Source organism: Paeniglutamicibacter quisquiliarum, from assembly GCF_019084045.1.
Classification (GTDB): Bacteria; Actinomycetota; Actinomycetes; order Actinomycetales; family Micrococcaceae; genus Paeniglutamicibacter; species Paeniglutamicibacter quisquiliarum.
On sequence record NZ_JAHRED010000007.1, the window covers coordinates 204,323 to 231,001 of the forward strand.

Annotated in this window: 22 protein-coding genes; 6 read left to right on the forward strand and 16 right to left on the reverse strand. The window is 66.6% G+C overall.

The window, feature by feature from the left end; all coding sequences use genetic code 11:
• Window positions 1-226 precede the first annotated feature (226 nt).
• Entirely contained in the window at window positions 227-1,072 is an 846-nt protein-coding gene (locus tag KRR55_RS13980) for a hypothetical protein (protein ID WP_217389713.1), read from the reverse strand.
• On the opposite strand from KRR55_RS13980, the gene KRR55_RS13985 reads away from it, so the two are divergent.
• From KRR55_RS13985 to KRR55_RS13995, 3 genes are all read left to right on the forward strand, one after another.
• Window positions 1,050-2,837, forward strand: coding sequence for a biotin carboxylase (locus tag KRR55_RS13985; protein WP_254456204.1), 1,788 nt, complete (start codon window positions 1,050-1,052; stop codon window positions 2,835-2,837). The two genes, KRR55_RS13980 and KRR55_RS13985, sit on opposite strands and share 23 nt — an antisense overlap.
• Before the next feature lie 125 nt (window positions 2,838-2,962).
• On the forward strand, window positions 2,963-4,243 hold the full coding sequence (locus KRR55_RS13990) for a serine hydrolase domain-containing protein (RefSeq protein ID WP_254456205.1): 1,281 nt from the start codon (window positions 2,963-2,965) through the stop codon (window positions 4,241-4,243).
• A 49-nt stretch (window positions 4,244-4,292) separates the two neighbouring features.
• Window positions 4,293-7,043 carry an aminotransferase class I/II-fold pyridoxal phosphate-dependent enzyme gene (locus KRR55_RS13995; protein ID WP_217389714.1) on the forward strand — a complete coding sequence of 917 codons (2,751 nt, stop codon included), beginning with the start codon at window positions 4,293-4,295 and terminating at the stop codon, window positions 7,041-7,043.
• A 56-nt stretch (window positions 7,044-7,099) separates the two neighbouring features.
• Here the strand turns inward: KRR55_RS13995 and KRR55_RS14000 are convergent, their stop codons facing one another.
• The 5 genes from KRR55_RS14000 to KRR55_RS14020 form a co-directional block, all read right to left on the reverse strand.
• Window positions 7,100-7,600 (reverse strand): universal stress protein, encoded by a 501-nt coding sequence (locus tag KRR55_RS14000; RefSeq protein WP_217389715.1) that lies wholly within the window; start codon window positions 7,598-7,600, stop codon window positions 7,100-7,102.
• A 60-nt stretch (window positions 7,601-7,660) separates the two neighbouring features.
• A complete protein-coding gene (locus tag KRR55_RS14005; protein ID WP_217389716.1) occupies window positions 7,661-8,842 on the reverse strand; it encodes a TerC family protein in 1,182 nt (393 codons plus the stop codon).
• A gap of 261 nt (window positions 8,843-9,103) precedes the next feature.
• Window positions 9,104-9,637 carry a ferritin gene (locus tag KRR55_RS14010; protein ID WP_217389717.1) on the reverse strand — a complete coding sequence of 178 codons (534 nt, stop codon included), beginning with the start codon at window positions 9,635-9,637 and terminating at the stop codon, window positions 9,104-9,106.
• Between the two features lie 207 nt (window positions 9,638-9,844).
• The gene (locus KRR55_RS14015) at window positions 9,845-10,687 is read right to left on the reverse strand and encodes an alpha/beta fold hydrolase (protein WP_217389718.1); all 843 of its coding nucleotides are present in this window, start codon (window positions 10,685-10,687) and stop codon (window positions 9,845-9,847) included.
• Between the two features lie 199 nt (window positions 10,688-10,886).
• Entirely contained in the window at window positions 10,887-11,111 is a 225-nt protein-coding gene (locus tag KRR55_RS14020) for a helix-turn-helix domain-containing protein (RefSeq protein ID WP_217389719.1), read from the reverse strand.
• Window positions 11,112-11,403: 292 nt separating this feature from the next.
• On the opposite strand from KRR55_RS14020, the gene KRR55_RS14025 reads away from it, so the two are divergent.
• The gene (locus KRR55_RS14025) at window positions 11,404-12,786 is read left to right on the forward strand and encodes an NAD(P)-binding protein (RefSeq protein WP_217389720.1); all 1,383 of its coding nucleotides are present in this window, start codon (window positions 11,404-11,406) and stop codon (window positions 12,784-12,786) included.
• Window positions 12,787-12,832: 46 nt separating this feature from the next.
• On the opposite strand, the gene KRR55_RS14030 is transcribed toward KRR55_RS14025, so the two are convergent.
• Window positions 12,833-14,074, reverse strand: coding sequence for a serine hydrolase domain-containing protein (locus tag KRR55_RS14030; RefSeq protein WP_217389721.1), 1,242 nt, complete (start codon window positions 14,072-14,074; stop codon window positions 12,833-12,835).
• A 274-nt stretch (window positions 14,075-14,348) separates the two neighbouring features.
• Between KRR55_RS14030 and KRR55_RS14035 the strand changes: the two genes are divergently transcribed.
• Window positions 14,349-14,609 (forward strand): GlsB/YeaQ/YmgE family stress response membrane protein, encoded by a 261-nt coding sequence (locus KRR55_RS14035; RefSeq protein ID WP_217389722.1) that lies wholly within the window; start codon window positions 14,349-14,351, stop codon window positions 14,607-14,609.
• A gap of 125 nt (window positions 14,610-14,734) precedes the next feature.
• Here KRR55_RS14035 and KRR55_RS14040 read toward each other — a convergent pair whose 3' ends face one another.
• From KRR55_RS14040 to KRR55_RS14060, 5 genes are all read right to left on the reverse strand, one after another.
• Window positions 14,735-15,814 (reverse strand): LacI family DNA-binding transcriptional regulator, encoded by a 1,080-nt coding sequence (locus KRR55_RS14040; protein ID WP_217389723.1) that lies wholly within the window; start codon window positions 15,812-15,814, stop codon window positions 14,735-14,737.
• 38 nt (window positions 15,815-15,852) lie between these two features.
• Window positions 15,853-16,740 carry a glycerophosphodiester phosphodiesterase family protein gene (locus KRR55_RS14045; RefSeq protein ID WP_217389724.1) on the reverse strand — a complete coding sequence of 296 codons (888 nt, stop codon included), beginning with the start codon at window positions 16,738-16,740 and terminating at the stop codon, window positions 15,853-15,855.
• 1 nt (window position 16,741) lies between these two features.
• Window positions 16,742-18,520 (reverse strand): ABC transporter permease, encoded by a 1,779-nt coding sequence (locus KRR55_RS14050; RefSeq protein WP_217389725.1) that lies wholly within the window; start codon window positions 18,518-18,520, stop codon window positions 16,742-16,744.
• Complete coding sequence (locus KRR55_RS14055) at window positions 18,517-19,644, reverse strand: ABC transporter ATP-binding protein (RefSeq protein WP_217389726.1); 1,128 nt, start codon at window positions 19,642-19,644, stop codon at window positions 18,517-18,519. Before KRR55_RS14055 ends, KRR55_RS14050 begins: the two co-directional genes overlap by 4 nt.
• A 63-nt stretch (window positions 19,645-19,707) precedes the next feature.
• Window positions 19,708-20,787: an extracellular solute-binding protein gene (locus KRR55_RS14060; RefSeq protein WP_217389727.1), complete on the reverse strand. Its 1,080-nt coding sequence runs from the start codon at window positions 20,785-20,787 to the stop codon at window positions 19,708-19,710.
• A gap of 276 nt (window positions 20,788-21,063) precedes the next feature.
• Here KRR55_RS14060 and KRR55_RS14065 point away from each other — a divergent pair, with 276 nt between their 5' ends.
• Window positions 21,064-22,479 (forward strand): glycerophosphodiester phosphodiesterase family protein, encoded by a 1,416-nt coding sequence (locus KRR55_RS14065; RefSeq protein ID WP_217389728.1) that lies wholly within the window; start codon window positions 21,064-21,066, stop codon window positions 22,477-22,479.
• Between the two features lie 175 nt (window positions 22,480-22,654).
• Here KRR55_RS14065 and KRR55_RS14070 read toward each other — a convergent pair whose 3' ends face one another.
• The 4 genes from KRR55_RS14070 to KRR55_RS14085 all read right to left on the reverse strand — a co-directional run bounded on the left by KRR55_RS14070 (window position 22,655) and on the right by KRR55_RS14085 (window position 26,675).
• Window positions 22,655-23,317: a GntR family transcriptional regulator gene (locus KRR55_RS14070; protein WP_217389729.1), complete on the reverse strand. Its 663-nt coding sequence runs from the start codon at window positions 23,315-23,317 to the stop codon at window positions 22,655-22,657.
• A gap of 105 nt (window positions 23,318-23,422) precedes the next feature.
• A complete protein-coding gene (locus KRR55_RS14075; protein WP_217389730.1) occupies window positions 23,423-24,415 on the reverse strand; it encodes a transketolase family protein in 993 nt (330 codons plus the stop codon).
• The gene (locus KRR55_RS14080) at window positions 24,412-25,242 is read right to left on the reverse strand and encodes a transketolase (protein WP_254456236.1); all 831 of its coding nucleotides are present in this window, start codon (window positions 25,240-25,242) and stop codon (window positions 24,412-24,414) included. Before KRR55_RS14080 ends, KRR55_RS14075 begins: the two co-directional genes overlap by 4 nt.
• Before the next feature lie 92 nt (window positions 25,243-25,334).
• Window positions 25,335-26,675: an MFS transporter gene (locus KRR55_RS14085; protein ID WP_217389732.1), complete on the reverse strand. Its 1,341-nt coding sequence runs from the start codon at window positions 26,673-26,675 to the stop codon at window positions 25,335-25,337.
• Window positions 26,676-26,679: the final 4 nt, after the last annotated feature.

The following is a 26,679-nucleotide window of genomic DNA, read 5'->3' on the forward strand; positions in this document are numbered from 1 at the left end:
AAGAATCCCGTTTGGTCGAGCAGCGGCATGCGCCGCGATCCGACCGTGGGGAGGGCGGCGACCACTTTCGATGCAGGCTTCCAAGGCACTTCGTGGTGACACGAAATCCAGGGGGCCTGCAGCCGGTACCGCCCGTCCCCGCAGGATTCGGCTATCTCCCCGATGAAAGGAGTTGGACAATGACCGCACACGCGAACAAGACCGGTAAGAAGATCGGCCAGCCGAGTCAGCTCAACAAGGTGGTGGAAAAACCGACGTCAGACAAAAGCTCGGTTGATAAAAACGCCGCCGCGGCAAAAATCGCAGCCGGCTCCAAGCAGGCAGCCACTGCTGTCCGGGGCACCCGGGCAGTTGCCGCGAAGTCCGCCACGGCGGAGCCAACCGCATCAAAGTCTGCATCTGCCACAGCCGCCACCATTCCGTCCGCACCGGCAGCTGCCGCGAAGCCGGTGAAGTCCGCGACTGCCACGGCAAAGGCCGCACCCGCAAAGACCGCGGGCCGCACCGCCCCGACCACCCAGGCGACCGCCGCAAAGCCAACCAAGACCGCGACCGAAAAGCCAGCCGCCGCGTCGTCCCGAACCACCCCCGCGGCCAAGACAGCAAGCGCCGCGAAGGCCACCGTGAGCAAATCCGCGACGGCAACAACCACCCCGGGCACCGCCGCCACGACGGCTGCGAAGACACCCGAGGCCACGACTTCCCGAACCACCGCGACCACAGCGACCTCGACTCCTGCCACCAGCGCGACCAAGCCTGCAACAGCCGCAAAGCCGGCCACGGCCACCCAGACCCCCGGCGAAAAGACGACCGACGCCGCGACCAAGACCGGCGGCACGGCAACGACCGCGACCGCGACAGCAAAGGCCGCCGCGGTGGACCCAAAGACCACCCCCGCTGCAGCCAAGTCCGCGGTCGCGGAAAAGACCACGGCTACCAAGCCCGTGGCCACGTCAACCGCTTCGGCACCGGCTCCGGCCGTGAAGACTGCCGACGCCGCGCCCAAGACCGCCGAAGCCCAGAAGCCCGTCCGGGCCAGGGACAAGCCCTTGGCAACTTCCGTCCCGTCCACCAAGGCATCCGACCCGCTGCCGGCCGCCACGCTCGCCGGCAACGCCGCTGCGAAGCCCGCCACCACGGCAGGGTCCGCCGGCGCAACCGCCACCGCGACCGTCCCGGCAACGAAGACGACCCCGGCAGCCAAGGACGCGGCCACGGACAAGCCGGCATCCAGCGCCGCCGCACCGGCAGTTGCCCCGGCGGCCGACCCGATGCCGCGCGCCACCCCGTCCGGTCCCGAGGCACCCGAGGCAACAGTCGGCACCGACGCGGCCTTCGCCTCCACGATGCCCCAGGAAACCGTCCTGCACACCGTGCGGAACATCTCCGAGGTCCGCCACTTCTTCCGCACCAACGACGTGCCGGTCTTCTTCATCGGCGCCACCCCGTTCAACCTGCTGGGCCTGGACCGCTGGGTCCGGAACTTCACCTACATCAGCTACTATGACGCCTGGGACGGCGCCCACCCGCGGGTCTTCACCCCGGTGCACAAGCCCTACCGCGAGTTCGGCTCCGGCGAGGAAATCAACAACTGGCTGCTGCTCAACGCCGAGGTCCGCGCCCGGATGACCAAGGACCTGCGCCCCGGCGTGCGTCCGAAGGTCGCCATGGTCTTCTTCGACGAGGAAACCGAGCAGATCTGCGACGAGCTGGGCTACGACCTGATCCTGCCTTCGGCCGAGCTGCGCTCGCGCCTGGATTCCAAGATCGTCACCACGCAGCTGGGCAACGAGGCCGGGGTGCCTTCGGTGCCCAACGTCCTGACCAAGGGTTCGGACTGGTCCGCCCTGCGCGCGGCGGCCGACAAGGCCGGGCTCGGGGACGAACTGGTGGTCCAGACTCCCTACGGCGACTCGGGCAAGACGACGTTCTTCATCAACAACGAAGCCGACTGGGACAAGCACAGCGACGAGATCATCGGCGAGGACATCAAGGTGATGCGCCGCATCAACAACCTGCCGGTGGCCGTCGAGGCAGTGCTCACGCGCTCCGGCACCCTGGTGGGCCCGTTCCTCACCGAGCTGGCCGGCCACGGCGACCTGACCCCGTACCAGGGCGGCTGGTGCGGCAATGAAATGCACCCTGACGTGCTCACCGACACGCAGCGCGCACGGGCCACCGACCTGGTCAAGCGCATGGGCGACCGCCTGTCCACGGAGGGCTACCGCGGCTTCTTCGAGGTCGACGTGCTCGTAGACACCGACACCGACGAGGTCTACCTCGGCGAGCTGAACCCGCGCATCTCGGGGGCATCGGCCATCACCAACGTGACGGCCGGCGCCTACGCCGACGTGCCGCTGTTCCTCTTCCACCTGCTCGAGTACATGGACGTGGAATTCGACCTGGACATCGACGAGATCAACGCGCGCTGGGAGGCACTCTCGGGCGCCGACGTGTGGAGCCAGATGATCATCAAGGAAACTTCCGAGACCGTCGAGCTACTCACCGCCACCCCGGCCACCGGCCAGTACGTCCTGGACGCCAACGGCGCCCTGGTCTTCAGCCGCCCGGCCATGGACTGGCACATGCTGCAGAACGAGTCGGAGGCGTTCTTCCTGCGCATCTACGGACCGGGCGACTACCGCTGGAAGGGCGCGGACCTCGGCATTCTGGTCACCAAGGGCCGCCTGCAGCTGGAGCGCAGCGGGTCGACCAAGCTGACCATCCGGGCCAAGCACTTCATCGACTCCATCAGGGCCGGATTTGCCGGCCTGCCGGTGGGCGTGGAGGCAACCCTCGACGCCACCGCCGGGATCGGCGTGAAAACCCAGTGGTAGTCCCGCTCTAAACCGGTGCTGCAATCCATGCAGCACCCGAAGGCTGCACCGTTGCAGCAACATCAACGCCGCCCCTGGGCGGCATCGAATTGCTGCGATGGTGCAGCCATGGAAGGAAACAGTCGTTGGACGGCACGAACCTTGATTACCACCCATCCGGGGTGGACATGCAGAATTGGCAACTGCCGCAAAACCTTCGCTGGTCCTTCCAGCACATGGCCGATTTCCTGCCCACCGCGGTGATATCGCGGGGGCGGGGACCGGCGGCCAAGCTGCCCGCCGCCCACCGCGACCTGGACTCGATCGCGCTGCCCCCGGCGGGCCCCGAGGAAGCGCCGATGACCGTTGGCTCGGTCATGGGCTCGACCGACACCGACGGCTGGATGCTGCTGCACCGCGGGTCGGTGCTCACCGAGCAGTACTTCGGCGAGATGGCAGCGGACACCGAGCACCTGCTGATGTCGGTGAGCAAGTCGTTGGTCGGCGCCGTCGCCGGGTCGCTGTGCGACGCCGGCCTGCTGGACCCCGAGGCGCAGCTGACCGAATACGTGCCCACGCTTGCCGACTCCGGCTACGCAGGGGCCACGGTGCGCCAGCTGCTGGACATGCGCTCGGGCATCGCGTTCTCCGAGGACTACCTCGACCCGCGCGCCGAGGTGCGGATGCTGGAGGAGGCCATCGGCTGGGCTCCCCCGGCCTTCCCCGGCCCCACCGGCATGTACCCGTATTTGACCACGCTGCGGCAGAAGACCGAGCACGGCGGGCCCTTCGAATACCGTTCCTGCGAGACCGACATGCTGGGCTGGATCTGCGAGGCGGTCTCCGGTTCGACCATGCCCACGCTGATGTCCCACCTGTTGTGGGGCAAGATCGGTGCCGAGTTCGACGCCGTGATCGGGGTCGACCAGTACGGCACCGGCATGTTCGACGGCGGGATCAACGCCACGCTGCGCGACATGGCCCGCTTCGGTTCGCTCTTCCTGAACGACGGGCTCTCCCTGGGCGGTGCGCGCGTGCTCTCGCGCGAATGGATCGAACAGACACTGTCCGGCGCACCCGATTCCCGCGAGGCCTTTGCCAACAGCCCGGGAGACAACCGCATGCCCGGCGGGATGTACCGGAACCAGATGTGGTTCCCCTACGAGGGCAACGACGTGCTGCTGTGCCTTGGCATCCACGGGCAGATGGTCTACATCAACCGCCCCGCCCAGGTGGTGGGGGTCAAGCTCTCCAGCTGGCCGCTCCCGCAGGACGCCTCCAAGCTCTTCCCCACGCTGCGCGCCTTCGACGCGATTGCCGCCCAACTGGGCACCGCTCCCCCGGCCCCGCGCCAGGAGTTCCTGCCGCTGTTCACCCTGCCCCCGCGGACCAAATCGCATCCCGTGGTCGGAAACGCGAAGTCTTGAGCTTGATTTGTGACGCCCGTGACGGGCACACCCTAGGATTGGAACAGAAGTGAAAGCGCCATCGTCGATCATCGACAACGAACAATATGCAACACCTTCCAGCGTATGGCGGCTGCGCACCGACGCCTGGGAGTACCTTGGCTACGCGACCAAGCAACTGCCCTCCCTCTCCAATTCCGGCCCGGATTCCCATGCCGTGGAGAAGGGCCTGCTGGCCGAGGTCAAGCGACAGCTGCGCGTGCTTGAGGCCGTGGAAACCTACTGGGCGGTGCCGGGCAAGGCGCACGTGCTTGAGCTGCGGGCACGGATCGAGGAGGGCGACTACGCCACGGCGCTGACCCTGATCGAGATCGTGACCCGCGGGTTCACGCGTTTCAGGCACGAGCTCGACGAAACCCCGGAGGATCCGGCTCCCGACGCCCAGCCGGTTGACCAGCCGGTGCCGGCCGTCGCCGACCGCCGTCCGCGCTTCGAGGTGCTGGTCGTGGACGACGTCTCCGAGACGGTGCGCGAGGAACTCATTGCAGAGATGGCCGTCCAGCGCCGGGACTCGGACGCCTTCACGTACCAGATCAACGTGGTGCCCTCCCTCGAGGACGCCCTCATCGCGGTGCTGCTGAACCCCACCATCCAGGCCTGCATCCTGCGCCCGGGATTCGGCGTCTCGGCCCGGCACCGGCCGGGCGACGACCTGCGCAGGTTCCTTGACGGCTTCGTCGATCCCGGGGTGTCCGCCATCCCGCCCAAGCAACGCATCCTGAAACTGGCCGACATGCTCAAGAAGCTGCGCCCGGAACTGGACCTGTACCTGGTTGCCGACGTGTCCATCGAGGACCTCGCCGGTTCCGCGAACCGCCGCTTCGCCAGGCTCTTCCGCCGCGAGGAGTCGATGGAGCTGCACCTGTCGCTGCTGCGCGGGGTCGCCGAGCGCTACGAAACCCCGTTCTTCGACGCCGTGCAGGAGCACAGCCGCAAGCCCGCCGCGGTCTTCCACGCGCTGCCCGTTTCCCGCGGCGGTTCGGTGGTCAACTCCCGGTGGATCAAGGACATGGGCGAGTTCTACGGCCTGAACCTGCTCCATGCCGAAACCTCCGCCACCTCCGGCGGACTTGACTCGCTGCTGGACCCGCGCAGCACCATCCGCGACGCCCAGGTCCTCGCCGCCCGCGCGTTCGGTGCCCGGCGCTCCTACTTCGTCACCAACGGCACCTCCACCGCCAACAAGATCGTGCACCAGTCGATCCTGGCCCCGGGAGACGTGGTCATCGCCGACCGCAACTGCCACAAGTCCCACCACTACGCGCTGATGCTCGCCGGGGCGCAGGTCGCCTACGTGGACGCCTACCCGCTGAACGAATACGCGTTCTACGGGGCGGTGCCGTTGAAGACGCTGAAATCGATCCTGCTTGACTACCGCCGCGCCGGGCGCCTGCACGAGGTCAAGATGCTCACGCTGACCAACTGCACCTTCGACGGCATCGTCTACGACGTCGAACGCGTGATGGAGGAGTGCCTGGCCATCAAGCCGGACCTGGTTTTCCTCTGGGACGAGGCATGGTTCGCCTTTGCCGGGTTCCACCCCATCTACCGCAGGCGCACCGCCATGGCCGCGGCGGCAACGCTTGAGGACAACTTCAGGGACCCCGCGTACGTTGCGCGGGCCAAGGCCCAGCGGGCACTGCTCTTCGACCCCGAGACCGGGGAGCCGGCGGAGGACTCCGTCTGGCTGGAAAACCGGTTGCTGCCGGACCCGGAGACGGCCCGGCTGCGCGTGTACGCCACGCAGTCAACGCACAAGACGCTGACCGCGCTGCGCCAGGGCTCCATGATCCACGTCTTCGACCAGGACTTCAGCCACCTCAACGAGGTGACGTTCAAGGCCGCCTACATGACCCACACCTCGACCTCGCCGAACTACCAGATCCTCGCCTCGCTGGACATCGGCCGGCGCCAGGCGGAGCTGGAGGGCTACGAGCTGGTGCAACGGCAGGCCTACCTGGCCCAGTCGGTCGCGCAGATGGTGGCGCGCCACCCCCTGCTCAAGAAGTACTTCCGGGTGCTGACCACCGTCGACCTCATCCCGGAGGAATTCCGCGAGACCCGGCGTCCGATGCCCCTGCGCGACGGGATCGCGGCCATGGACGAGGCCTGGCGCACCGACGAATTCGTGATGGACCCGAGCCGGCTGACCCTTCACATCGGCAACACCGGGGTGGACGGGGACACGTTCAAGCACAAGTACCTGATGGACATGTACGGGGTCCAGGTCAACAAGACCAGCCGGAACACCGTGCTGTTCATGACGAACATCGGCACCTCGCGCAGCGCGGTGGCCTACCTCATCGACGTGCTGGTCAAGCTCGCCGAGCACTTCGAGCGCGAGCGGGCGGACATGAGCCCGCGGGCGTTGGCCGCGCGCGAGAAGAGGGTCGCCGAACTGGTCGCCTCCCCGCCCCCGCTGCCGGACTTCAGCCGCTTTGCCGACAGGTACCGCAGCGCAGACGACACCGTGGACGGGGACATCCGCACGGCGTACTTCACCACGTACCAGAACCAGGCCTGCGACTACCTGATGCCGCCGGAGCTGTTCGCGCGCGTGTGCGCCGGCGAGGAAGTGGTGTCCGCCGGGTTCGTCACTCCCTACCCGCCGGGATTCCCGATCCTGGTGCCCGGCCAGGTCTTCACCAAGGAGATCCTCTCCTTCATGGCGGCGCTGGACACCCGCGAGATCCACGGCTTCGACCCGGAAGTGGGCTTCCGGGTCATCAACGAGGTCCCGGCCCTCGCCGCCGGGGCCTAGGGGCCAATCCGCGTGGGGCATCGGCCGGGCGGCCGTTGCCCCACGCGGAACCCGGCTCAGCCGGCCGGCCGCACCACCAGCACCGGGCAGACCGCGTGCCGCACGCACTGCTCGCTCACCGAGCCCAGCAGCATCCCCGCCAGGCCGCCGCGCCCGCGGGTTCCCACCACCAGCATCCGGGCCTCGTGCGAGATCGCGATGAGGCTCTTGGCCGGCGGCGCATGGACGGGTTCGTAGGTGATCGGGACCGTGGGGAACTTTTCGGCGACCTCGCGGGCGTCGCGCTCCAGCTCCTCGCGCACCGCGGCGGTGAACTCGCCCATCGCCGGGACGTACCCGAATTCCCACCCCGCAGGGCGCGGTGCCGTCGCGATTGACCACGCCCGCGACACCACGACGGGGGCGGACAGCTCCCGGGCCAGTTCCAGGGCCATGGACAGCGCGTCCTGCGCGCCCTTGGATCCGTCGTGGCCCACGACGATGCTGCCCGCCGGCGCGGGTTCCGGCGCGGCGTTGGCTGCGGGGTTCGGGACGTTGGATGTTCCTTCGGTGCTCATGGCCGCTTCTCCTGGGGTCGTCGGTGGTTGGTGGTTGCTGGCCGGGTACAGCGCCCGGCGCTAGGTGTATTCGTCGTGCAGCCGGTGCGCCTCGGCCACCTGTTCGCGGATCTTGTCGACGTCCTTGGCCTTGTTGCGGTACTTCGGCTCCATGGCCAGGATCTGGGCCTCCTCCTGCCTCAGCAGCCGGTAGACCCGCTCGCGTTCGGCCGGGTCTGCGGTGTAGCCGAGGTCGATGTAGTTCACCGCATGCCTGCGGGCGGAATTGATGGCGGTCTGCGCCTTGCCGGCCTTGCTCAGCAGCGAGACAACCACTGTCACCAGCAGCACGCCGATGATGAAGCCCAGGGACAGTCCCGTGGTGATCTCGATGACCGGGACGGGTTCGCCGTCGTTGATGAAGGGCAGGTTGTTCTCGTGCAGCGCGTGGAGCACCAGCTTGACGCCGATGAACGCCAGGATCGCGGCCAGCCCGTAGGAGAGGTAGATGAGGCGGTCCAGCAGGCCATCGAGCAGGAAGTACAGCTGGCGCAGCCCCATCAGCGAAAAGGCGGTGGCGGTGAAGACGATGTACACGTTCTGCGTCAGGCCGAAGATCGCGGGAATGGAGTCAAGCGCGAACAGGATGTCGGTGCCGCCGATCGACACCATGACCAGCAGCATGGGGGTCAGCGCCCGCTTGCCGTGGTGCATGGTGAACAGCTTGTCACCGTCGAAGTGGTCGGTCGTGTGCAGGAACCTCTTGGCAAGGCGCATGATGAAGTTGTCCGACTGGTCCGTCGCGTGGTCCCCCGGCTTGAGCAGGTTGCCGGCGGTGAGCAGCAGGATCAGGCCGAAGAGGTAGAACACCCAGGCGAAGGAATTGATCAGCGCCGCACCGAGGAATATGAACCCGGTCCGGGCGACCAGCGAGAACACGATGCCGAACAGGAGCACCTTTTGCTGGTCTTCGCGGGGAACCCGGAAGCTCGCGATGATGATGAGGAAGACGAAGAGATTGTCGACTGACAGCGCCTTTTCCGTGATGTAGCCGGCGAAGTACTCCGACCCCATCGTGGACCCGCCGAAGACCAGGACCAGGATGCCGAACAGCACGGCAATCCCCACATAGACCGACGACCAGATCGAGGCTTCCTTGAGCGTGGGCACGTGGGCCTTGCGGATGTGGAAGAAGTAGTCGAAGGCGAGCAGGGCAAGAATGACGACGACGGTGATGCCCCAGATGAGGGGTGAAACGCTCATGAGTCCCTGCTTTCGGACGGAGACGGCAACGGGCCCGGCAAATTGCTCGGCGCTGTCCTTTCCCGTGGCCGAACGCGCCCCGGGCCGGGCCGCGTCCGGCATCCTCGATCATGGGCAACCGAGCAAAGTCCTTGGCACGAAACTAGCACCCCGCTAGGGCGTTTGATAACCCCTGGAGCGTAGGGGGCCCGATCGGATCCTCCTGGCCCGGGCGCCCTGGGCATCCGCGCCCGTGCCGAAGCCACGGGACGTGGAGGCTGCCTACAACGTTCCCCCGGCGGCATCCGGGGATCCTGTTCCCGCGGCCTGTCCGGCGTCGCCAACCGTCTCTCGGGCCAGGAAGGTCTCGAGCTCGAAGAGGTTGCTCGCCCTCTCCGCGACATTCAGCAGCGTGGACATCGAGGCAACCTCCTCGACCTGCTCCTTGAGGAACCAGAGCATGAATTGCTCGCCCAGCGGGTCGTTTTCCGCCCGTGCCGCGGCGAACAGGTTCTTGATGCTTTCGGTGACCTCGAGTTCCTGGGCGAGCGCCAGCTTGAGCGGCTCCTCGGCCGATCCGAAGTCGTTGCGGACCTCGCCGATCCCGGGAATGGCGAACTTGATGCCGCGGTCCAGCATGTACTGGACCATCATCATGGCGTGGTTTCTCTCCTCCAGCGACTGGCGGTAGAAGTGCTTGGCCAGCTGGGGCAGGTCCTGCCCGTCGAACCACGTGGCAATGGCGATGTACTGCTGGGAGGCCGCAAACTCGTTGCCCAGCTGGCGGGTCAGCAGCTCGTTGAAATGGTGGCTCATGATGCTCTCCTTCATCGGTGTGCACGGGTGCGGACCTGGGGCGCCGAGACCGGCCGGGCCGGGATGGCGGAGGACCTGTATCGAGCGTCCCCCGCCCCCATTCCCCGAGTCAAGGCCCCGGGGTGCGCCTGCAGATGAAACGGTCGTGTCCCGCGGATTCCCCCGGCCCGGGGCCTTCCCGGAGCGCGGCCGGAGCGGGCCGTTGGCCTACTTTCCCACGAAGGCCAGCAGCGCCTCATTGACCTCGGAGGCATGGGTCCACAGCAGCCCGTGCGGCGCCCCGTCGATTTCCACGTAGTCGGCGTCGGGCAGCAGTTGGCGGAACCGGCGCGCCGTGGCGTCGATCGGCAGGATGTTGTCGGCCGTTCCGTGCAGGATGAGCGCAGGCTTGCCGCTGGCACCCACGGCCGCGACGTCGTCGCGGAAGTCCTCGATCCAGGAGGAGACGACGGCGTAGGCGGCGACCGGCGCACTGGCGACGGCGGTGTTCCAGTTCGCGGTGACGACCTCCTGGCTGATTCGCGACCCCAAATTGTCATCGAGGTTGTAGAAGTTGGAGAAGAAGTTCGTGAACCAGGCGAACCTGTCGCCGCGCGCCTGGTCGATGATGCCGTCGAAGACGTCCTGCGGCACGCCCTCGGGGTTGTCCTCCCGCTGCACCAGGAAGGGCTCAAGCGAGGCCAGGAAGGCAAGCTTCGCTACGCGCCGGTGTCCGAACCTCGACACGTAGCGGGCCAGTTCTCCGGTGCCCATGGAGAAGCCCACCAGGATCGCATCGTTCAGGTCCAGGGTCTCGAGCACCGTGTTCAGGTCCGCCGCGAAGGTCTCGTAGTCATAGCCCGTGCCGACCTTGCTTGATTGGCCGAATCCCCGCCGGTCATAGGTGATGACGCGGTGGCCCGCCTCGAGCAGGACACGGGTCTGGCGCTCCCAGCTATGTCCGTTGAGCGGGTAGCCGTGGATCAGCACCACCGGCTGGCCTTCGCCCTGGTCTTCGTAATACAGGTCGATCGAGGTGCTGTTTTCGGTTCCCACGTTGATGAAGCCCATGGAGGATTGCCTTTCGTTCGGTGGTGCGTGCGATCGCTATCCCGATCTCCCACTCACGCTAGAGAAACGCAGTTCCCATTACAAGCATCGATAGACGCGGGGCATCGAAGCACTCCGCCGGAGCACCTCTTCCGGGCGCCGGTGATGCGATCCCGCCGGTCCCCCCGGCCCGGCGGGATCGCCTGCCCGGCGTCTCCCCTCAATCGCTCGCGGTCCGGTGGCCCGGAGCCGCCGAGTGTTGCTCGGCGATCAGGTATTCCTTCACCGCCTGGGCCGGAACGCGGTAGGAGCGCCCAAATCGCACGGCCGGCAGCTCCCCGGCATGCACCAGCCTGTAAACGGTCATCTTGGAGACCCGCATCGCCAACGCGACCTCGGCCACCGTCAGGTAGTGTGCGTCCTCAAATCCCTTCAAATCCACCATTTCGTCCCCAATCGAAGTGTCTTCATCCCCAGATGAAACAGCTGACAACGTGCACCGCTTCAACCCCTTGTGCAACGTTGTTCCCATGGTAGGCACATGGCCTTGGCAGCGCCATGGAAACGACATTGCAATTGGGGCACGGAGTTCTCCCCGCCAGATGCGGGCCCGCACGTCTTCGGCGGCATCCCCGGCTCCTGCCCGTTCCGGCCGTCCCGTGCATCCGTTTGGCGTCGCACCATCGGCGCACGCCGCCGCTATGGATACTGCTGCGCCGCGGTGCTTCAATTGCTCCATGACGCACCTTGTGCAGGCCGACTACCTCGTGGTCGGGGCCGGCGCCATGGGCATGGCGTTCGCCGATGCACTGATCGACCACGCCGACGTGCGCGTCGCCCTTGTCGACCGGCGCCACGGCGCGGGCGGGCACTGGCTCGACGCCTATCCGTTCGCCCGGCTGCACCAGGCCTCCGCCTTCTATGGGGTGGCCTCGACGTTGCTGGGCGATCGCCGGGTGCAGCAGCACGGTCCTGAGGCCGGGCTCCACGAGCGGGCCGACGTCTCCGAGATCTGCGCCTACTACGCACATGTCCTCGCCGACAGGATGCTGGGCTCCGGGAAGGTCGAGTTCTTCAACAACTGCGAGTACGTCGGGGACCGGCAGGTCGTTTCGCATGTCTCCGGCCGGCGGTTCGAGTTCCCGCCGCGATGCCGGCTCGTCGACGCCCGCTACCTCGCCCCCGATATCCCCTCGGTGACGCCGCCGCACTTCGGAATCGAGTCCGGCGTCCGCGTGGTTCCGGTCAACAGCCTCGCCCACATCATCGACGCGCCGAGCCAGTACGTGATCGTGGGATCGGGCAAGACGGCCACCGACGCCTGCATCTGGCTCCTGGCCCACGGCGTGGATCAGGCAGCGATCTGCTGGGTGCGGCCGCGCGATCCCTGGATGCTCAACCGGGCGGTCGTCCAGCCTGATCCGGCGGTGTTCCTGGGCATGGCCGCGGACACCATGGAGGCCGCCGCGGGCGCCACCTCGCTGGAGGACCTCTTCCTGCGGCTCGAGGACGCGGGCGTGATGATCCGCATCGACGGGTCGGTCTTCCCGACGATGGCCAAGACGCCGACCCTTGCGCACTGGGAGCTGGAGAAGCTGCGCACCATCGAGCACGTGGTGCGGCTGGGACATATCCGGATGGTGGAACGGGGGCGCATCGCCCTCCAGGAGGGGTCGGTCCCGATCGAGCGGGACGCGCTCGTCGTCCACTGTGCGGCCTCCGGCCTGCGCTACCCGCCGACGATCCCGATCTGGGGACCACGGGAGATCACGTTGCAGCCGATCCGGGCCGGGTTCCCGTGCTTCGGGGCGGCCCTGGCCGGCTACGTGGAAGCGACCCGCGACGATGACGCGGAGAAGAACCGGCTCTGCCCGCCGACCCCGTATCCGAACTCGCTGGCGGGCTGGGCGAACATGCAGGTGCTTGGCACCCGCGCGGTGGCATCTTTCGCTTCCGCGCCCGACATCAAGGCCTGGGCCGATACCGTGGCTCTGAACCCGGCCCGCGTCCCGCCCGGGGACGGCAGGTCCCCGGCGCTGCAGGACGCGCTCGGTCGGCTCAAGACCCGGGGCCCCTCGGGAATCGCGAGGTTGGCCGAGCTGGTGGGCGCGTCGATCTGACGGTCAATGCCTTCGGAACCCTGGTGACGGCGCTTTCCCGGTCCGGCTACGAAACCGGCTCGGGTTCCTGAAGCACCGGGGCGGACGCGGTCTCGACCTCCACCACCAGCGCGGCGGAAATCGCGTCGAAGGCGCGCAGGACGGGAAAGAGCCTGGCGGGATCCTGCGGCGTCGGCCAGGTGGACAGCTTGACCGCCACCACCTCGGCGGTGCGGTTGATGTAGACCATCTGCCCGTGGATGCCCAGGCACAGCACCACGTCGTTGCCCTCGTAGGGGAACCACATCTGGTTCCGGTACATCCCGCCGGGCATCATGTTGTCCCCCGGGCTGTCGGCGAAGGCATCGCGGGAATCCGGGGCACCGGCCAGGGTCTGCTCGATCCACTCGCTGGAGAGCACCCGTTCACCGGTCAGGGAAAGACCGTCATTGAGGAACAGCGAACCGAAGCGGGCCATGTCGCGCAGCGTTGCGTTGATTCCGCCGTCGAAGACCCCGGTGCCGAACTGGTCGACACCCATGGCGGCGTCCGATTCCGCTCCGATCTTGCCCCACACCAGGTCCGACAGCAGCACGTCCATGGTGGCGCCCGAAGCGACCTCGCAGATCCATCCCAGCATGTCGGTCTCGCAGGAACGGTACTCGAAGACGCCGCCGTGGGCGGTCTTGCGCTCCAGGGTCCGCAGGAACGGGTACATGCCGGTGGGTCCGGGAGCCTTGGAGGCGGCCCAGCCAATGGCCTCCTCCATTTTCCGCACCCCGGCGGCCGGGTCCAGGTAGTTCTCGGAGTAGTCAATGCCGGAGCGCATGTCCAAAAGCTGGCGCACCGTCGCGCCGGCGTATCCGGTTTCGGCCAGTTCCGGCAGGTAGTCGGTCAGCTGCCCCTCAGGGTCAAGCTTTCCTGCGTCGCACAGCGCGCCCGCCACCGCGCCCACCAATGACTTGCTCATCGACATCAACAGGTGCTGGGTCGGCGTCGCCATCTCGCCGAAGTACTGCTCGGTGAGCACCTGCCCGCGGTGCAGGAGCATCCACCCGTCGGTGTCAGTCGTGGCCATCACCGAGCCGACGCTCATGGGCAGCTCCCCGGCGTAGGCCGGGGGCAGCGTGACCGAATCCAGGTCGCGGTGTGCTGCCGGAAGCGGCGCCACCGGGCCACTCCCCCGGGAGATTTTCGCGGTGGGCAGGATGTCGGCCATGTGCTGGAAGGACCAACGCAGGTTCTCCGGGGACCTCCACGTGTTCATGTCCACCGCAGGGGTGGGGAGATCCGGGTTTGTGCCGTCCATGAGAGTCGCCTTCCGTTGCTACACCGTTTGTTGATTGGGACCCTACCATCGGGTATTCACGGAACCGCAGACCATTCATGCCGTGTTTTCGCGTCGGCAGCCCTTCCGGCCGGGGAACAGGTCCTTGTCATTTCCCGCCATTGATGCACCCGTCGGAATTACTCCGTCGTTCCTCCCGCATGGTTGGCCGCGCGGAGTCGAGGCATGCCCTAGGGTCGAAAGTGGTGAAGCCGCCACCGTGCTGCACCCACAACCTAGAGAAAAGGCCGGAAACATGATCGGATTCATCGTCGCAGGACTCGTCATCGGGGCCCTTGCACGGCTCATCAAGCCCGGCAAGCAGAACCTGAGCCTGCTCGTCACCCTGCTGCTGGGACTTGCCGGGTCCGTCATCGGCGGGGTGGTTGCCAACCTGCTGGGCACCGGCAACATCTTTGAGCTCAATGTCATCGGATTCATTGTCGCCGTCGTCGCCGCGGTCCTCCTGATCGGCACGGCAGAAAGCCTGGCTTCTCGCCGCAACTCGGTTCGATGACCCACCGGGGCCGGCCCCGGACGAGGAATGAGCGAGGCACCTGGATTGGCTTGTCAATGCAGGTGCCTCCGTCGTCCGCCCCGGAATCTGCAAGGACCTGAATTTCCGTGCCGATCCGGTTTCGCCTACGCGACGGGGCCCAGCGTTGTTCCGGGCACGAACTCGCCGGCGAACTTTTCGTGGCGGACCTCGGTCCCGGCCCGGGCGCCCATCAGGCCTTCCAGGACCTCGACACCGCGTTGGGCCACCCGTTCCACCGGGATGCGCAGGGTGGTCAACCCGATCAGGTCAAGGCCCGGGATGATGCCGTCGCACCCGGTGACCGAAATGTCTCCGGGGGCATCCAGCCCGACCGCCTTGGCCGCACGCAGGAAGATCATCGCGCGGTTGTCGTTCGGGAACATCGCGGCGGTTGCCGCCCCCTCGCGTGCCAGTTCCAGGATGCGGCCGATGCCCGCCTCCGGCCGGCCAAAGGCGTCGCTCACGATCCGGTGGACCGTGATGCCGCGGCCCTCCAGATGGACGGCCATGGAGCTGCCGCGGCGGTTCTCCGCGGTGGAGACCCGGGCGGAGGGAACCAACACTGCCACGGACCGGTGGCCGGCGGAGGCGACCCGGTTGGCCAGCGTCGCGCCGTGGACGTCCTCGTCGTAGGACACCCCGTGGATCCGGGGGTGCTCCTCGACCCGGCCCACCGACACCACCGGCACGCTGTCCAGGAAGGGCTCCAGGTCGACGGCCTTGATCACGCCGGTGGAGACCAGCAGCCCGCCGACGCGCAGGCCGAGCATGCGGCGCAGGGCGGCGAGTTCGTCTTCGGCGCCTTCCTGCCAGTGCGGCACGGCGGTGATGAGTTCCAGCCCGTGGTTGCTCACCGCTTCCTGCACCAGGGAGTGCAGCTGTCCATACGCCGGATTCCGGGGGTCCCGCAGCAGCAGTCCGACCAGGTCGGACTTGCGCTTGGAAAGCCCCTGCGCCATGGCGTTGGGCACGTACCCCAGCTCGCGCACCGCCTTGAAGACCTGCTCGCGCGTTTGGGGGGAAACCGGCGGGTAGCCCACCAGCACCCGGGAGACGGTCGCACGCGAGACATTGGCGGCCCGCGCCACGTCTTCCATCCGGACCTTCAGGCCCTCGCGCGGAACCTCCGGGACCGGGCGGGAACGGGATTGCCCGGTCATCGGGGCCTTGGGCAAACCGGGCATGCTCAGCTCCCTTTCCGCTGCTTCACTAGGTCCAATCCTCATCCTACGGCCATTCCCCCGGCGTTCCGGGCCGATTGCTCCCGGCGCCGGTCGCGGTAGGGAACCAGCAGGGACGGCCAGTCGGTCTGGATCACGTCCGCGCCAAGGGACATCAGCCGGCCCCAGCCCTCGTCCGGGGCTCCCAGCACGGAGGTCTCGTCATCGAAGCCGGCGAAGAGCGGGACCCGGTTGCTCAGGTTGATCGCGTTCAGCAGGGCGAAGAGTCCCCGTCCGTGCAGCCAGTGGATGTAGCCGGGCTCGGCGAACTCGTGGTCGGGGTCCGGGGCGATCAACTCCATGCCGACGGTGTTGATGCCTTCGGTCGCCAGCACCTGGAGCACCTCGCTGTGTGACCTGACGATCGGCGCGTAGGGGTACTTCACGGGGTGCGCGGCGAGCGTGTCCAGCAGTTCCGCCTCCACGGGCGACTTGAACAGCAACCTGCCCGGTTCCGGCAGCCGGTCCAGGAACGGCAGCAACCGCGGCCAGGAACCCCAGGAGCGGTCCACGTTGAACAGCGTCCGCGGGTGGGCGCGGAGCACTTCCTCCACCCCGGCCACCCGCAGGGGCTCCCCGGGGTGCGAGCACCACTTGTAGGCAAGCTCCAGGATCTGCGCCGTGGACAGCGTGCGGATGTTCTCGGCAATGCCGAAGTGCATCGCCTCGTAGCCGTCGTGGAACAGGAAGAAGTCCCCGTCGGTGGATTCCACCACGTCGATCTCCACCATGTCCGCCCCCTGGGCCAGGGCCGCGGCGACGGCCGGACCCGTGTTCTCCGCGATGCTGCCCAGCCCGGTGCCGCGGTGCACGGCAACCAGCGGACCACCCCGGGCGAAGGCCGAATTGAGCGGTTCGTTGATCGCTGCGTAGGTGCCCTGTCCAAACATGTCAGTTCCTCTGGTTTCGTGGATTTGCGGGTTCGGCCGTGGAGTCCGCCGGCGGCGCGGCCATCGCCCGTTTCCTGCGGCCTCCGGCGGAGGGCCGGCCGTAGACCAGCCACATGGTGGTCGCGGTGATCAGCATCAGCAGCACGGTGTAGACGAAGGTCAGCGCGGTGCCGTCGTTGAGCGTGTCCTCCGCGGTGGCGTTCTTGATGACGATGCCCAGCGGCTGGTACAGCGGGTGGGAGACGAACACCGCGGTGTCGTAGTCGTCGAGCAGGCTGTTGAAGTTGAGCGCGGCGATGGCCGCCGCGGTCGGCGCGACCACGGGCAGCAGCACCAGGCGGAAGGTGGTCAGCGGTCCGGCGCCGAGGATCGCCGCGGCCTCCTCGAGCTGGTCGGGGACCCCGGTGAACGCCGCCTTGAGCATGCGCAGGGTGAACGGGATCTTCAGGATCACGTAGGTGATGCCCAGCAGCGCCACGGTGCCGGTCAGCACCACGTTGCCCATGATCCAGCTGGCGTGGTCGTAGGCGATGACCAGCCCCAGGGCAATCAGCGTCGAGGGAAGGATCCACGGGATGTGCAGCACGAATTCGATGGCGGCGCTCACCTTGTTGCGGTACTTCTGCAGCAGGCGTGCGACGAAGAGCATGCCGGCGACCACCGTGAGCGAGGCGAAGGCGCCGTAGCCGATCGAGACCAGGAAGGGCCAGAACGCCTGGTAGTCGGTGAACACCAATTCGTAGTTCGCCAGCGTGAAGCTCTCCCACGACAGGGTCCCGGAGCTGATCGCCGAGGCGCTGGTGAAGGAGAAGACCACGATCAGCAGCGGGGGCAGCACGTACACGGCCAGCAGCAGGTAGGCGGCCGCGTGGACCGCGGCGTTGGCCCACCGGTTTTCGATCCGCTGCTTCTTCAGCGCCGCCGGGACCTTGGAGACGGCGAAGTAGGTGCCGCCCCTTTCCATCCGGTTCAGGATGCCCAGCAGGAGAATGGTGGAGATCCCGAGCACGATGGCCAGCGTGGCTGCCAGGTCGCGCGAGGACGGGGAGTTGGCGAAGGTCAGGATCATCGGCGTGATGGTCTGGAATTCGGTGCCGCCCAGCACCTGCGGCGCGGCCAGCGCGCCGAGCCCGCCCAGGAAGGTCAGGATGGTGATGGCGTAGAGCATCGGGCGGATGGTCGGCAGCACGATGGTGAGCAGCACCCGCCACGTGGAGGCGCCCATCATCCTGGCCGCCTCGATCGTCTGGAAGTCGACGCGTGCCAGCGCATTGGTCATGAACAGCAGGTGGTTGCCGGTGCCGGCGACGGTCATCACGAACACCACGGCCGCCATGCCGGTGAACCAGGCCCGGTCCATTTCCGGGAATGCGCCGGCCAGCAGGTTGGTCACGAAGCCCTGCTCGCCGTAGATGATCTTGTAGCCTGCAACCTGGACGATGCCGCCGTAGATGAGCGTGGTCGCATAGCCCAGGTAGAGGAAGCGGGCTCCCCTGATGTCGAAGTACCGGGTGGCCAGCACGATGAAGACGCCGACCAGGTTGACCGTCACCGACAGCACCATGGCCAGGACGAAGCTGTTGCGCAGCGAGTCCATGGCACGCTGCGAGGAACCCAGCCTCTCGAGGGCGCGGAAGCTCGGCTTCCCGTCCGGTGCGAAGACCTCGCCCAGCAGCCGCAGGTTCGGCCACACCAGGAAGGCCGCCGAGAACCACAGCAGCACGGCGGCCACCACGATGAACAGCGGGGAGCGCAACATCTTGCGCACCGAGGTGCTCATCGGGAAGCCTCCGCGACCAATGGCGCGCTCGCTGTCCGTTGCGCCGCGGCCTCTTCGGTTTCGGCCCCCGCATCCCCGTACTGCAGCACGTCCGCCGGATCGATGCCCACGAGAACCGGGTCGCCCGCCGCGAAGCCGGGGTGCCCGGTTTCTTGGAGCATGCCCTTGACCACTCCCTGGTCGCGTCCTGCCAACTGGACCCGGTAGCTGCTGTAGACCCCGTGGTACTGGCGCGAGAGCACGGTGCCCGGCAGCATGAGCCGCGTGCCGTTCCCACGGACGACGTCGTCCGGGGTGTGCAGCCCCACCTTCTCCACGCGGAGGTACGACGGCGAGCGGGCGTCAAGTGCGCCCGCTTCTGCATTCTCGCGCGCGTGGCCGGCGAGGGCGGCAACGGTTCCGGCGGCAAGCCGGTTCACGTCGCCGATGAAGTTGCAGACAAACTCGGTGGCCGAGCGCATGTAGACCTCCTGCGGGGTTCCCACCTGCTCGATCCGGCCCTTGTTCATCACGGCGATCCGCGTGCTCATGGTCAGCGCCTCGTCCTGGTCGTGGGTGACGTAGACGGTGGTGATGCCGAACTGCTCCTGCAACTCCTTCAGCTGGCCGCGCAACTGGTGGCGCAGCTTGGCATCCAGGTTGGACAGCGGCTCGTCGAGCAGCAGGATCTTGGGCCGCAGCACCAGGGCGCGGGCGATGGCGACGCGCTGCTGCTGGCCGCCGGACAGTTCGGTCACGCCCTTGCCCAGCTGATTGCCGTCCAGATCCACCGACGCGGCGATCTCGTCCACGCGCCGCGCGGTCTCTGCCTTGGACACACCCGAAACCTTCAGGCCGAAGCCGATGTTCTCGCGGACCGTCATGGTGGGGAACAGCGCATAGTTCTGGAAGACCATGCCGATCTGGCGGCGCTGGCTGGGCAGGTGGGTGACGCGCTTGCCGTCGATGTGGACATCTCCCGCGGTGGGGTCGATGAACCCGGCCAGGGTGCGCAGGGCGGTGGACTTGCCGCAGCCGGAGGGGCCGAGGAGGGTGAAGAACTCGCCTTCCTCGATTTTCAGGTTGAATTCGGGAAGCGCGTGGAAATCGTCGAAAACGACGTCGATGTTTTCATAGGTGATCATGGCGTTTGCCCTGTCCTCTGAAGTGCCCGGGGTTCCCCCGGGCACCCCGATTGCGGGACCTTCCTACTTCCGGTACTCGAGTTCGATCTTTTCGACCCAGGCGTCGATGTTTTCGGCAACCAGCGCCCAGTCGATGTCCTGCGGGGTGAAGGCGTCGGTCTGGGCGATGGCCTGCTGGTCCGCGTTCGCGACGGCCTTGGTGTTGGTCGGCGCGGTGAAGAACTCGTTGGACCAGTCTGTCTGGACCTTGGCGCTGCCGAACCAGTCGATGAAGTCCTGCGCTTCAGCGGCCTGGTCGGTGCCCTTGACCATTGCCACATGCTGGACGGAGAACGGCACGCCGATTTCCGGCTGGACTGCCGTGGTCTTGAGGCCGTACTCGGCCTCGCGGCTGTTCTTGCCAGCCAGCCACATCTGGCCGGCGTCGACCGTGCCGGCCTTCATCCGTGCGTACAGGTCCTCGCCCTTGACCGCGGTGTTGCCGTGTTCGAAGTAGGCAGCCATCTGGTCCCAGCCCTCCTGGCTGATGCCGAGCTCGCCCTTCGGATCGGCGTAGCGGGCCAGGATGCCGGCGTAGACCATCTGCGTGGTTGCTCCTGTCGAAGCCAGCGGCACCTCGTAGCGGCCCTTGAACTCGTCCTTGGTCCAGAGCTCGGTCCAGTCCTTCGGTGCGTCGGCCGGCTTGTACGCGGCATCGTTGACGACCAGCATGATCGGCTCGCGGACGATCGGCCAGAACGTCTTGCCCTCTTCATCGCCCATCGCGGCGTCGACCTCGCCGGACCAGGCCGGGGTGTAGGGCTCGAGCACGTCCTGGGCCTTGAGCTTCTCGAAGTACACGTTGTTCATCCCGAAGGTCACGTCGGCGATCGGGTTGTTCTTCTCGGCGCTGAGTCGGTTCATGACATCGCCGCCGCCGAGGTCGACCAGCTCCACGTCGAAGCCGGCCTCGGCGGCCCGGGCCTTCAGCCAGTCGCCGCGTCCGTCTGAGACGGAGTTGCTGTAGACCACCAGGGTGTCACTGTTTTCCCCCGCCGAGGCCGAGTCGGACCCCGGGGCGCAGGCGGTCAGCAGGATCGATCCGGCGACCAGGGCGGACGCCGCGGTGAGGATGCGGTGTTTGGTGAATGGTCGAACATTCATGGGGTTGCTCCGACTTCTTGGGCTCGATGGATGTATGCACAGTTGGAATGAACGCGCGATCATTCATGAGCTGACTTTTCTCCGCACCATACTATTTGTGGGATGCATCCGAATGAACGCGCGTTCATTACCCAGTGTGCAGGCAGTGTTCAACCGGGCGGTCAATATTGGGTGAACCGGAAATGAACAGCGTGCCGAAAGGACTATTGCCTCCGTCACCTGTCGCTAGGCTGGGATCGACTTCTCTCCGCTCCGCACCTCATAGGAGCGATTCCGATGAATCACCGCACTCTGACCGCAACCGCTTGCCTCTTGTTGGCGCCCCTCGGGTTGGGCCTCGCCGCACCGGCTCTTGCAGCATCCTCCCCCGGCGCGGGATCGGACACCAACCTGTCCTTCGGGCAAATCAAGAACGAACTGGCGAACCATTCGCCGTCCGCCAAGCTGCTGGTGGCCGCCCACCGTGGCCAGTGGCGCGAAGCCCCGGAGAATTCCCTCGCAGCCATCGACCTGGCCATCCAGGACGGGGCCGAGATCGTGGAGATCGACGTACGCCTGACCAGCGACGGCGTGCCGGTCCTGATGCATGACACGACCGTGGAGCGCACCACGGACGGCAAGGGCCGCGTGGACGAAATGACCCTGGCCGAGATCAAGCAGTTGCACCTGCGCGAGGGCCTGGGCAGCAAGGCGGCCGCCGTCACCAGCCACACCGTGCCGACCCTCGAGGAGGCCATGGCCGTGGTGAAGAACCGGGCCATGGTGAACCTGGACAAGGGCTGGGACTACCGCGAACAGATCCTGCCGGTCCTCGAGGCGACCGGGACCGTTGACCACGGCATCTTCAAGGGCAGCCCCACCGTCGACGCAGCCGAGGAATTCATGGCCCGCGACGGCAGGATCCAGTACATGCACATCGTGAACGACGCCACGGCCGGGCAAGCCTTCGCCTTCGAAGGCCGGCAGCCCGTGGCGGTGGAGGTCGTCTTCGATTCCGTCTCCGATGCCCAGGCCCAGCCCGCCTACCTGGAAAAGCTGGCCGGCCAGAGCCGCGTGTGGGTCAACTCCATGTGGAACTCGCTGGCGGCGGGGAACACCGACGAAGCCGCACTCCGGCAGGATCCCGCGCTCGGCTGGGACAACCTCGTCACCAACTACCGCGCCACGATGATCCAGACGGACAACGTGGAGACCCTCGACTACTGGCGCGATGGCGGAGCCCTCAAGCTGTGGGACCGGCAGCCGGGGACCAACACCGTCCGCGTCCAGGCCGAGGACTTCCTCAGCGGAGCCGACAACTACGGCGAAACCGACGAGAACAAGTGCCTCGAGCGGACCCTGCGCCCGACCGAGAGCGTCGACGCCTGCAACTTGGATGGCGCCAACATCCTCCAGTACATCCGCGACGGCGAATGGTTGACCTACGAAGTCGACATCACCACGCCGGGCCTCTACACCGTTTCAGGACGCGTTTCCTCCGACGTCGAACCCGCCGGCACCGTCGCGCTGGACTGGGGATCCTCCCGGGAGGAACCGGTCGCCATCAAGAACACGACGCACAACCGGAACTTCGAACGCCAGGAATGGGACCAGCGCTACCTTGAACGCGGAACCCACCGCTTCAGCCTGCACTTCACGGCACCGGATTACGTTTCCCTCGACTACATCCAGTTTGACCGCGCCATCGGGTGACGCCCGGGGCCCGGTTAGGACAAGCGCCGGGAACCATGCCTAGGCCGACCACGGGATAAGGCGGCGTCCACCGGGATGATCCCGTTGGACGCCGCCTTTCCCGACCAACCAATGTCGTGTCGGACCTGTTCCCGTCCACGTGGGGACTGATCCGGTTTCGCAACGTGCTGCGTTCCTAGGTCGTGACCAGCACATTGGCAGCGGAGTCCATGTGCTCCTTGATGACCGTGGCCGCAAGCCCGGCGTCGGCTGAGGCTATGGCATCGACAATCTCTGCATGCCGCTTCACGTTCATGTTCTTGATGCCGCGCTCGGTGCCGCCCCACATGATCGACATACGGATGCTGCCCTCGAGTTGTTCCCATGAGTGCAACAGGGGCTCGTTGCCTGTGAGCCGGCACAGGACACGATGGAATTCGAGGTCGGCTTCGATCCCGCGCTCTATCCCGTGTCCGGCTTCGGCCCCCATGTGCTTCAGCGAGGCCTGCAACTGCGCGACTGCGTCGCTCCGGTCTTCAAGGGTGCAAAGCTGCTGTGCGGCGAGGGTCTCCAGTGCCGCCCGCACGGCGAAGATGTCCCGGATCTCCTTGGCGTCGAGGTTTCGCACGGAGAGCCTGCCCCGCGCCCCGGCGGAGACCAGGCCTTCCTGCTGGAGCTGACGCAACGCCTCTCGCAGCGTGCCCCGGCTGATGTTGAGCATCTCGGAGAGCTCGGTTTCCACCAGGTGCTTGCCCGGTGGGATCTCCCCGGTGGTGATCGCCCGGCGCAGGGCAGTGAGCGCCTGCTGCCTCAGGCTGGTCTTTTCGAGCCCCAGCAAGGACACTGCTTCCACGCCCATGGTTTCCTGCTTCCTCTGGTCTTGTCAACGGTCAACATCTACACGTTATCCTCCGATCCTAGCCCCTCATGCGTCATCCGCGGCATGAGGGGCCCGGAGCCCTGCCTAGAGTTCGCCCAAGACCTTCTCCACGATCCGCGCAACCGAAAGTCCATAGCGCTCATGCAGCGTGGGCAGGGCGCCGGCATGCAGGAATTCGTCCGGCAGGGCGATGGGAACCACGCGCTTGTTGATGCCCGAGTGCACCACCGCGGAGGCCACGGTTTCGAACAACCCGCCGACGACCGAATGGTTCTCCAAGGTCACCGCCAGCCTGTCGGTGTTCAGTTCGCGCAACACGGTTTCGCTGTCGAACGGCTTGATCGTCGGGGCGTGGACGACCGCGACATCGACGTGGTGCTTTGCCAGTTCCTTGGCGGCAGCCAGCGCCCTCATGGTCATCAATCCGCTGGAGACGAAGACGACGTCGGCACCGCCGCGCAGGACCTTCGCCTTGCCCAGTTCAAAGGTGTAGTCGTATTCGTCAAGAACCGTCGGCACGTTGCCTCGCAGCAGCCGCAGGTAGGTGGGACCGCCACTCGCCGCGAGCTGCGGCACGGCCTGTTCAATGTCCAGGGAGTCGCACGGGTCAACGATGGTCAGGTTGGGCATGCCGCGGAAGATCGCCATGTCCTCGGTGGCCTGGTGGCTGGGACCGTAGCCGGTGGTGAGACCGGGCAGGCCGCCGACCACGTTGACATTGAGGTTCGGCTCGGCGGCGTCCAGACAAAGGAAGTCGTAGGCGCGACGGGCGGCAAAAACCGAATAGGTGGAGGCGAACGGCACGAGGCCGGTCTGGGCCATGCCGGCGGCCGCGCCCAGGAGAAGCTGTTCGGCCATGCCCATCTGGAAGAACCGCTCGGGAAATGCCTTGGCGAAGATGTGCATGTCGGTGTACTTGCCCAGGTCGGCCGTGAGTCCGACGATCGCCGGGTTTTCCTCTGCCGCCCTCACCAGGGCATGCCCGAATGGGGCGGGCGCAGTTTTCTGGCCGGGGTCTGCAAAGGAAGCAATCATGGCCGATGTTTTCAGACGGGCCTTCACGGGGGTCGTGGTCATTTGGTTGCTCCTTCGTGTCCCGCGGTGAGTTGCTCGCGGCAGATTTTCCATTCATGTTCGTCGATGCGCATGAAGTGCGCCTTTTCCCGTTCCTCCAGCAGCGGGACGCCGCGGCCAACGCGGGTGTCGCACAGGATGACCGATGGCCGGGCGTCGGGTTCTGCCTCTTTCGCGACGGCGTCGAATGCCGCCAGGAGCTGGCCGACATCGTTGCCGTCCACGCGCTGGACGTGCCAGCCGTTGGCGGCCCACTTGTCGGCCACCGGTTCGGTTCGCAGGACGGTGTCGGTCTTGCCGTCGGCCTGGAGCGCATTGATGTCCACCAAGACGGTGAGGTTCCCCAGTCCGTGGTGGTGGGCGCCCATGGCGGCCTCCCAGGTGGACCCCTCGTCGAGCTCGCCGTCGGACATGAAGTTGATGACCCGGGATGTGGATCCCTGGTGCCGCAGGCCCAATGCCGTGCCGATGGCGATCGGCAGCCCGTGTCCGAGCGATCCCCCGGAGATCTCCATGCCCGGGGTGTAGGTGGCCATCCCCGACATGGGTAGCCGCGAGTCGTCCGATCCGTACGTCTCGAGTTCCTCGATCGGGACGATGCCGGCCTGCGCCAGGGCCGCGTAGTGTCCGATGGCGTAGTGCCCGGTGGACAGCAGGAACCGGTCGCGCCCGTCCCAGTCAGGGTCCTCGGGCCGGTAGACAAGCTGGTCGGCATAGACCGCGGCGAACATGTCGGCGGCGCCCAGGGCCTGACCGACGTATCCCTGCCCCTGCACTTCCCCCATGTTGAGGGCGTGGTGCCGCATCCGGTAGGCGAAGTCCTCGACCATGCGGTGGCGCTCGGCCGCGCCGGTCCCCGCGGTGGCGGTGAGTGTTGTGGTGGTCATCGTTGCTGGTCCTTTGGTTGCTGGAGTGCCCCGGTTCATGCGTGCACGTTGTTGGCCGCGGGCGAATTCTCGGCTTCGGTGGCGAACTTGCGCTCGGCCGGGCCCCAGGTCTCGCGGGTGGCGAGTGCCGCCCACAGTCCTATGGCTCCGTAGAAGCTGAAAAGCAGTGCCGGACCCATCCAGCCGAAGCTGATGAACAGCAGGGTGGTGACGAAGGGTGTGAAGCCGGAAACCATCGCCGAGATCTGGTAGGCAAGTGAAGCCCCGGAGGAGCGCGTATTCGCTTGGAAGAGCTCGGGGAACCAGGCACCCTGCGCCCCGGCCAGCGAATTCTGGCAAACGGCGTAGGAAATCACGACGGTCGCAACAATCAAGACGAACAAGCCGGTGTTCACAAGGAGGAACATCGGAATTCCAAAAAGCACTGCGAAGGCAGTCGAAGCAATGTAGGCTGGCCGGCGGCCGATCTTGTCCGTCAGGGAACCCCACGCCATCGTGGCAAAGATGCCGATGGCGGAGGCGACACACAGGGCGACCAGGGTCTGGGATTTGTCGGCCAGCTCGCTGGTGTGGAGGTAGGAAATCATGTAGGTGATCGACACGGCGTAGCCTGCCGTCTCGGCAATGCGCAGGCCAATGCCGCGCACGATGTTGCGCCAGTCCTCGCGGATGACCTTGGCGATTGGGTTTCGGACGATCTGACCCGAGCTCTTGACCTCGTCGAACACCGGGGATTCCGGGACCTTCGAGCGGATGACCAGCCCGACGGCAACCAGCACGATGCTGGCCAGGAAGGGGACGCGCCAGGCCCAGTCTCCGCCGAGGTTGACGCTGTAGAGGAACACCACGTTGGCCAGCAACAGGCCGATCGGGAAGCCGGCCTGGACGATTCCGGTGTATTTGCCCTTCTTTTTCCACGGGGCATGCTCGTAGCTCATCAGGATCGCCCCGCCCCACTCGGCACCGAAGGCCAGGCCCTGGATGATTCGCACCAACACCAGCAACACGGGGGCCACGATGCCAACTTGTTCGTAGGTCGGCAGCAACCCGATGACGAACGTTGCCAGACCCATGAGGATCAGCGAGGCGACGAGCACGGGCTTGCGGCCCATCTTGTCGCCGAGGTGTCCGCCGAGAATTCCCCCCAGCGGGCGGGCAGCGAAGCCCACCCCCAAGGTGGCAAAGGCGGCCAGCGTCCCGGTCACCGAATCGGCTCCGGGGAAGAACGCCGTTCCGAAATAGAGCGCGGCAGCGGTGCCGAAGCCGATGAAGTCATAGGTCTCGATCACTGCCCCGACGCTTGAGCCAACGGCGACGCGCTTGGCGTCCTTGGTGCCGTGGACGTGCCCACGCATCGCAAGGTTTTGGTTCGTCATGTCT

Bases quoted from the DNA above. Each gene is read 5' to 3' on its own strand.
- KRR55_RS14015 (WP_217389718.1), bottom strand. From the start codon at position 10,687: ATGGGCTTCATCAACGTGGGAACCGAAAACAGCACCTCGATCGACCTG.
- KRR55_RS14020 (WP_217389719.1), bottom strand. From the start codon at position 11,111: ATGGTGGATTTGAAGGGATTTGAGGACGCACACTACCTGACGGTGGCC.
- KRR55_RS14030 (WP_217389721.1), bottom strand. From the start codon at position 14,074: ATGGACGGCACAAACCCGGATCTCCCCACCCCTGCGGTGGACATGAAC.
- KRR55_RS14000 (WP_217389715.1), bottom strand. From the start codon at position 7,600: ATGAGCACCGAAGGAACATCCAACGTCCCGAACCCCGCAGCCAACGCC.
- KRR55_RS14045 (WP_217389724.1), bottom strand. From the start codon at position 16,740: ATGTTTGGACAGGGCACCTACGCAGCGATCAACGAACCGCTCAATTCG.
- KRR55_RS14010 (WP_217389717.1), bottom strand. From the start codon at position 9,637: ATGAGCCACCATTTCAACGAGCTGCTGACCCGCCAGCTGGGCAACGAG.
- KRR55_RS14075 (WP_217389730.1), bottom strand. From the start codon at position 24,415: ATGACCACGACCCCCGTGAAGGCCCGTCTGAAAACATCGGCCATGATT.
- KRR55_RS14065 (WP_217389728.1), top strand. From the start codon at position 21,064: ATGAATCACCGCACTCTGACCGCAACCGCTTGCCTCTTGTTGGCGCCC.
- KRR55_RS14060 (WP_217389727.1), bottom strand. From the start codon at position 20,787: ATGAATGTTCGACCATTCACCAAACACCGCATCCTCACCGCGGCGTCC.
- KRR55_RS14005 (WP_217389716.1), bottom strand. From the start codon at position 8,842: ATGAGCGTTTCACCCCTCATCTGGGGCATCACCGTCGTCGTCATTCTT.
- KRR55_RS14025 (WP_217389720.1), top strand. From the start codon at position 11,404: ATGACGCACCTTGTGCAGGCCGACTACCTCGTGGTCGGGGCCGGCGCC.
- KRR55_RS14055 (WP_217389726.1), bottom strand. From the start codon at position 19,644: ATGATCACCTATGAAAACATCGACGTCGTTTTCGACGATTTCCACGCG.
- KRR55_RS14035 (WP_217389722.1), top strand. From the start codon at position 14,349: ATGATCGGATTCATCGTCGCAGGACTCGTCATCGGGGCCCTTGCACGG.
- KRR55_RS14085 (WP_217389732.1), bottom strand. From the start codon at position 26,675: ATGACGAACCAAAACCTTGCGATGCGTGGGCACGTCCACGGCACCAAG.
- KRR55_RS14040 (WP_217389723.1), bottom strand. From the start codon at position 15,814: ATGCCCGGTTTGCCCAAGGCCCCGATGACCGGGCAATCCCGTTCCCGC.
- KRR55_RS14070 (WP_217389729.1), bottom strand. From the start codon at position 23,317: ATGGGCGTGGAAGCAGTGTCCTTGCTGGGGCTCGAAAAGACCAGCCTG.
- KRR55_RS14050 (WP_217389725.1), bottom strand. From the start codon at position 18,520: ATGAGCACCTCGGTGCGCAAGATGTTGCGCTCCCCGCTGTTCATCGTG.
- KRR55_RS14080 (WP_254456236.1), bottom strand. From the start codon at position 25,242: ATGGTCGAGGACTTCGCCTACCGGATGCGGCACCACGCCCTCAACATG.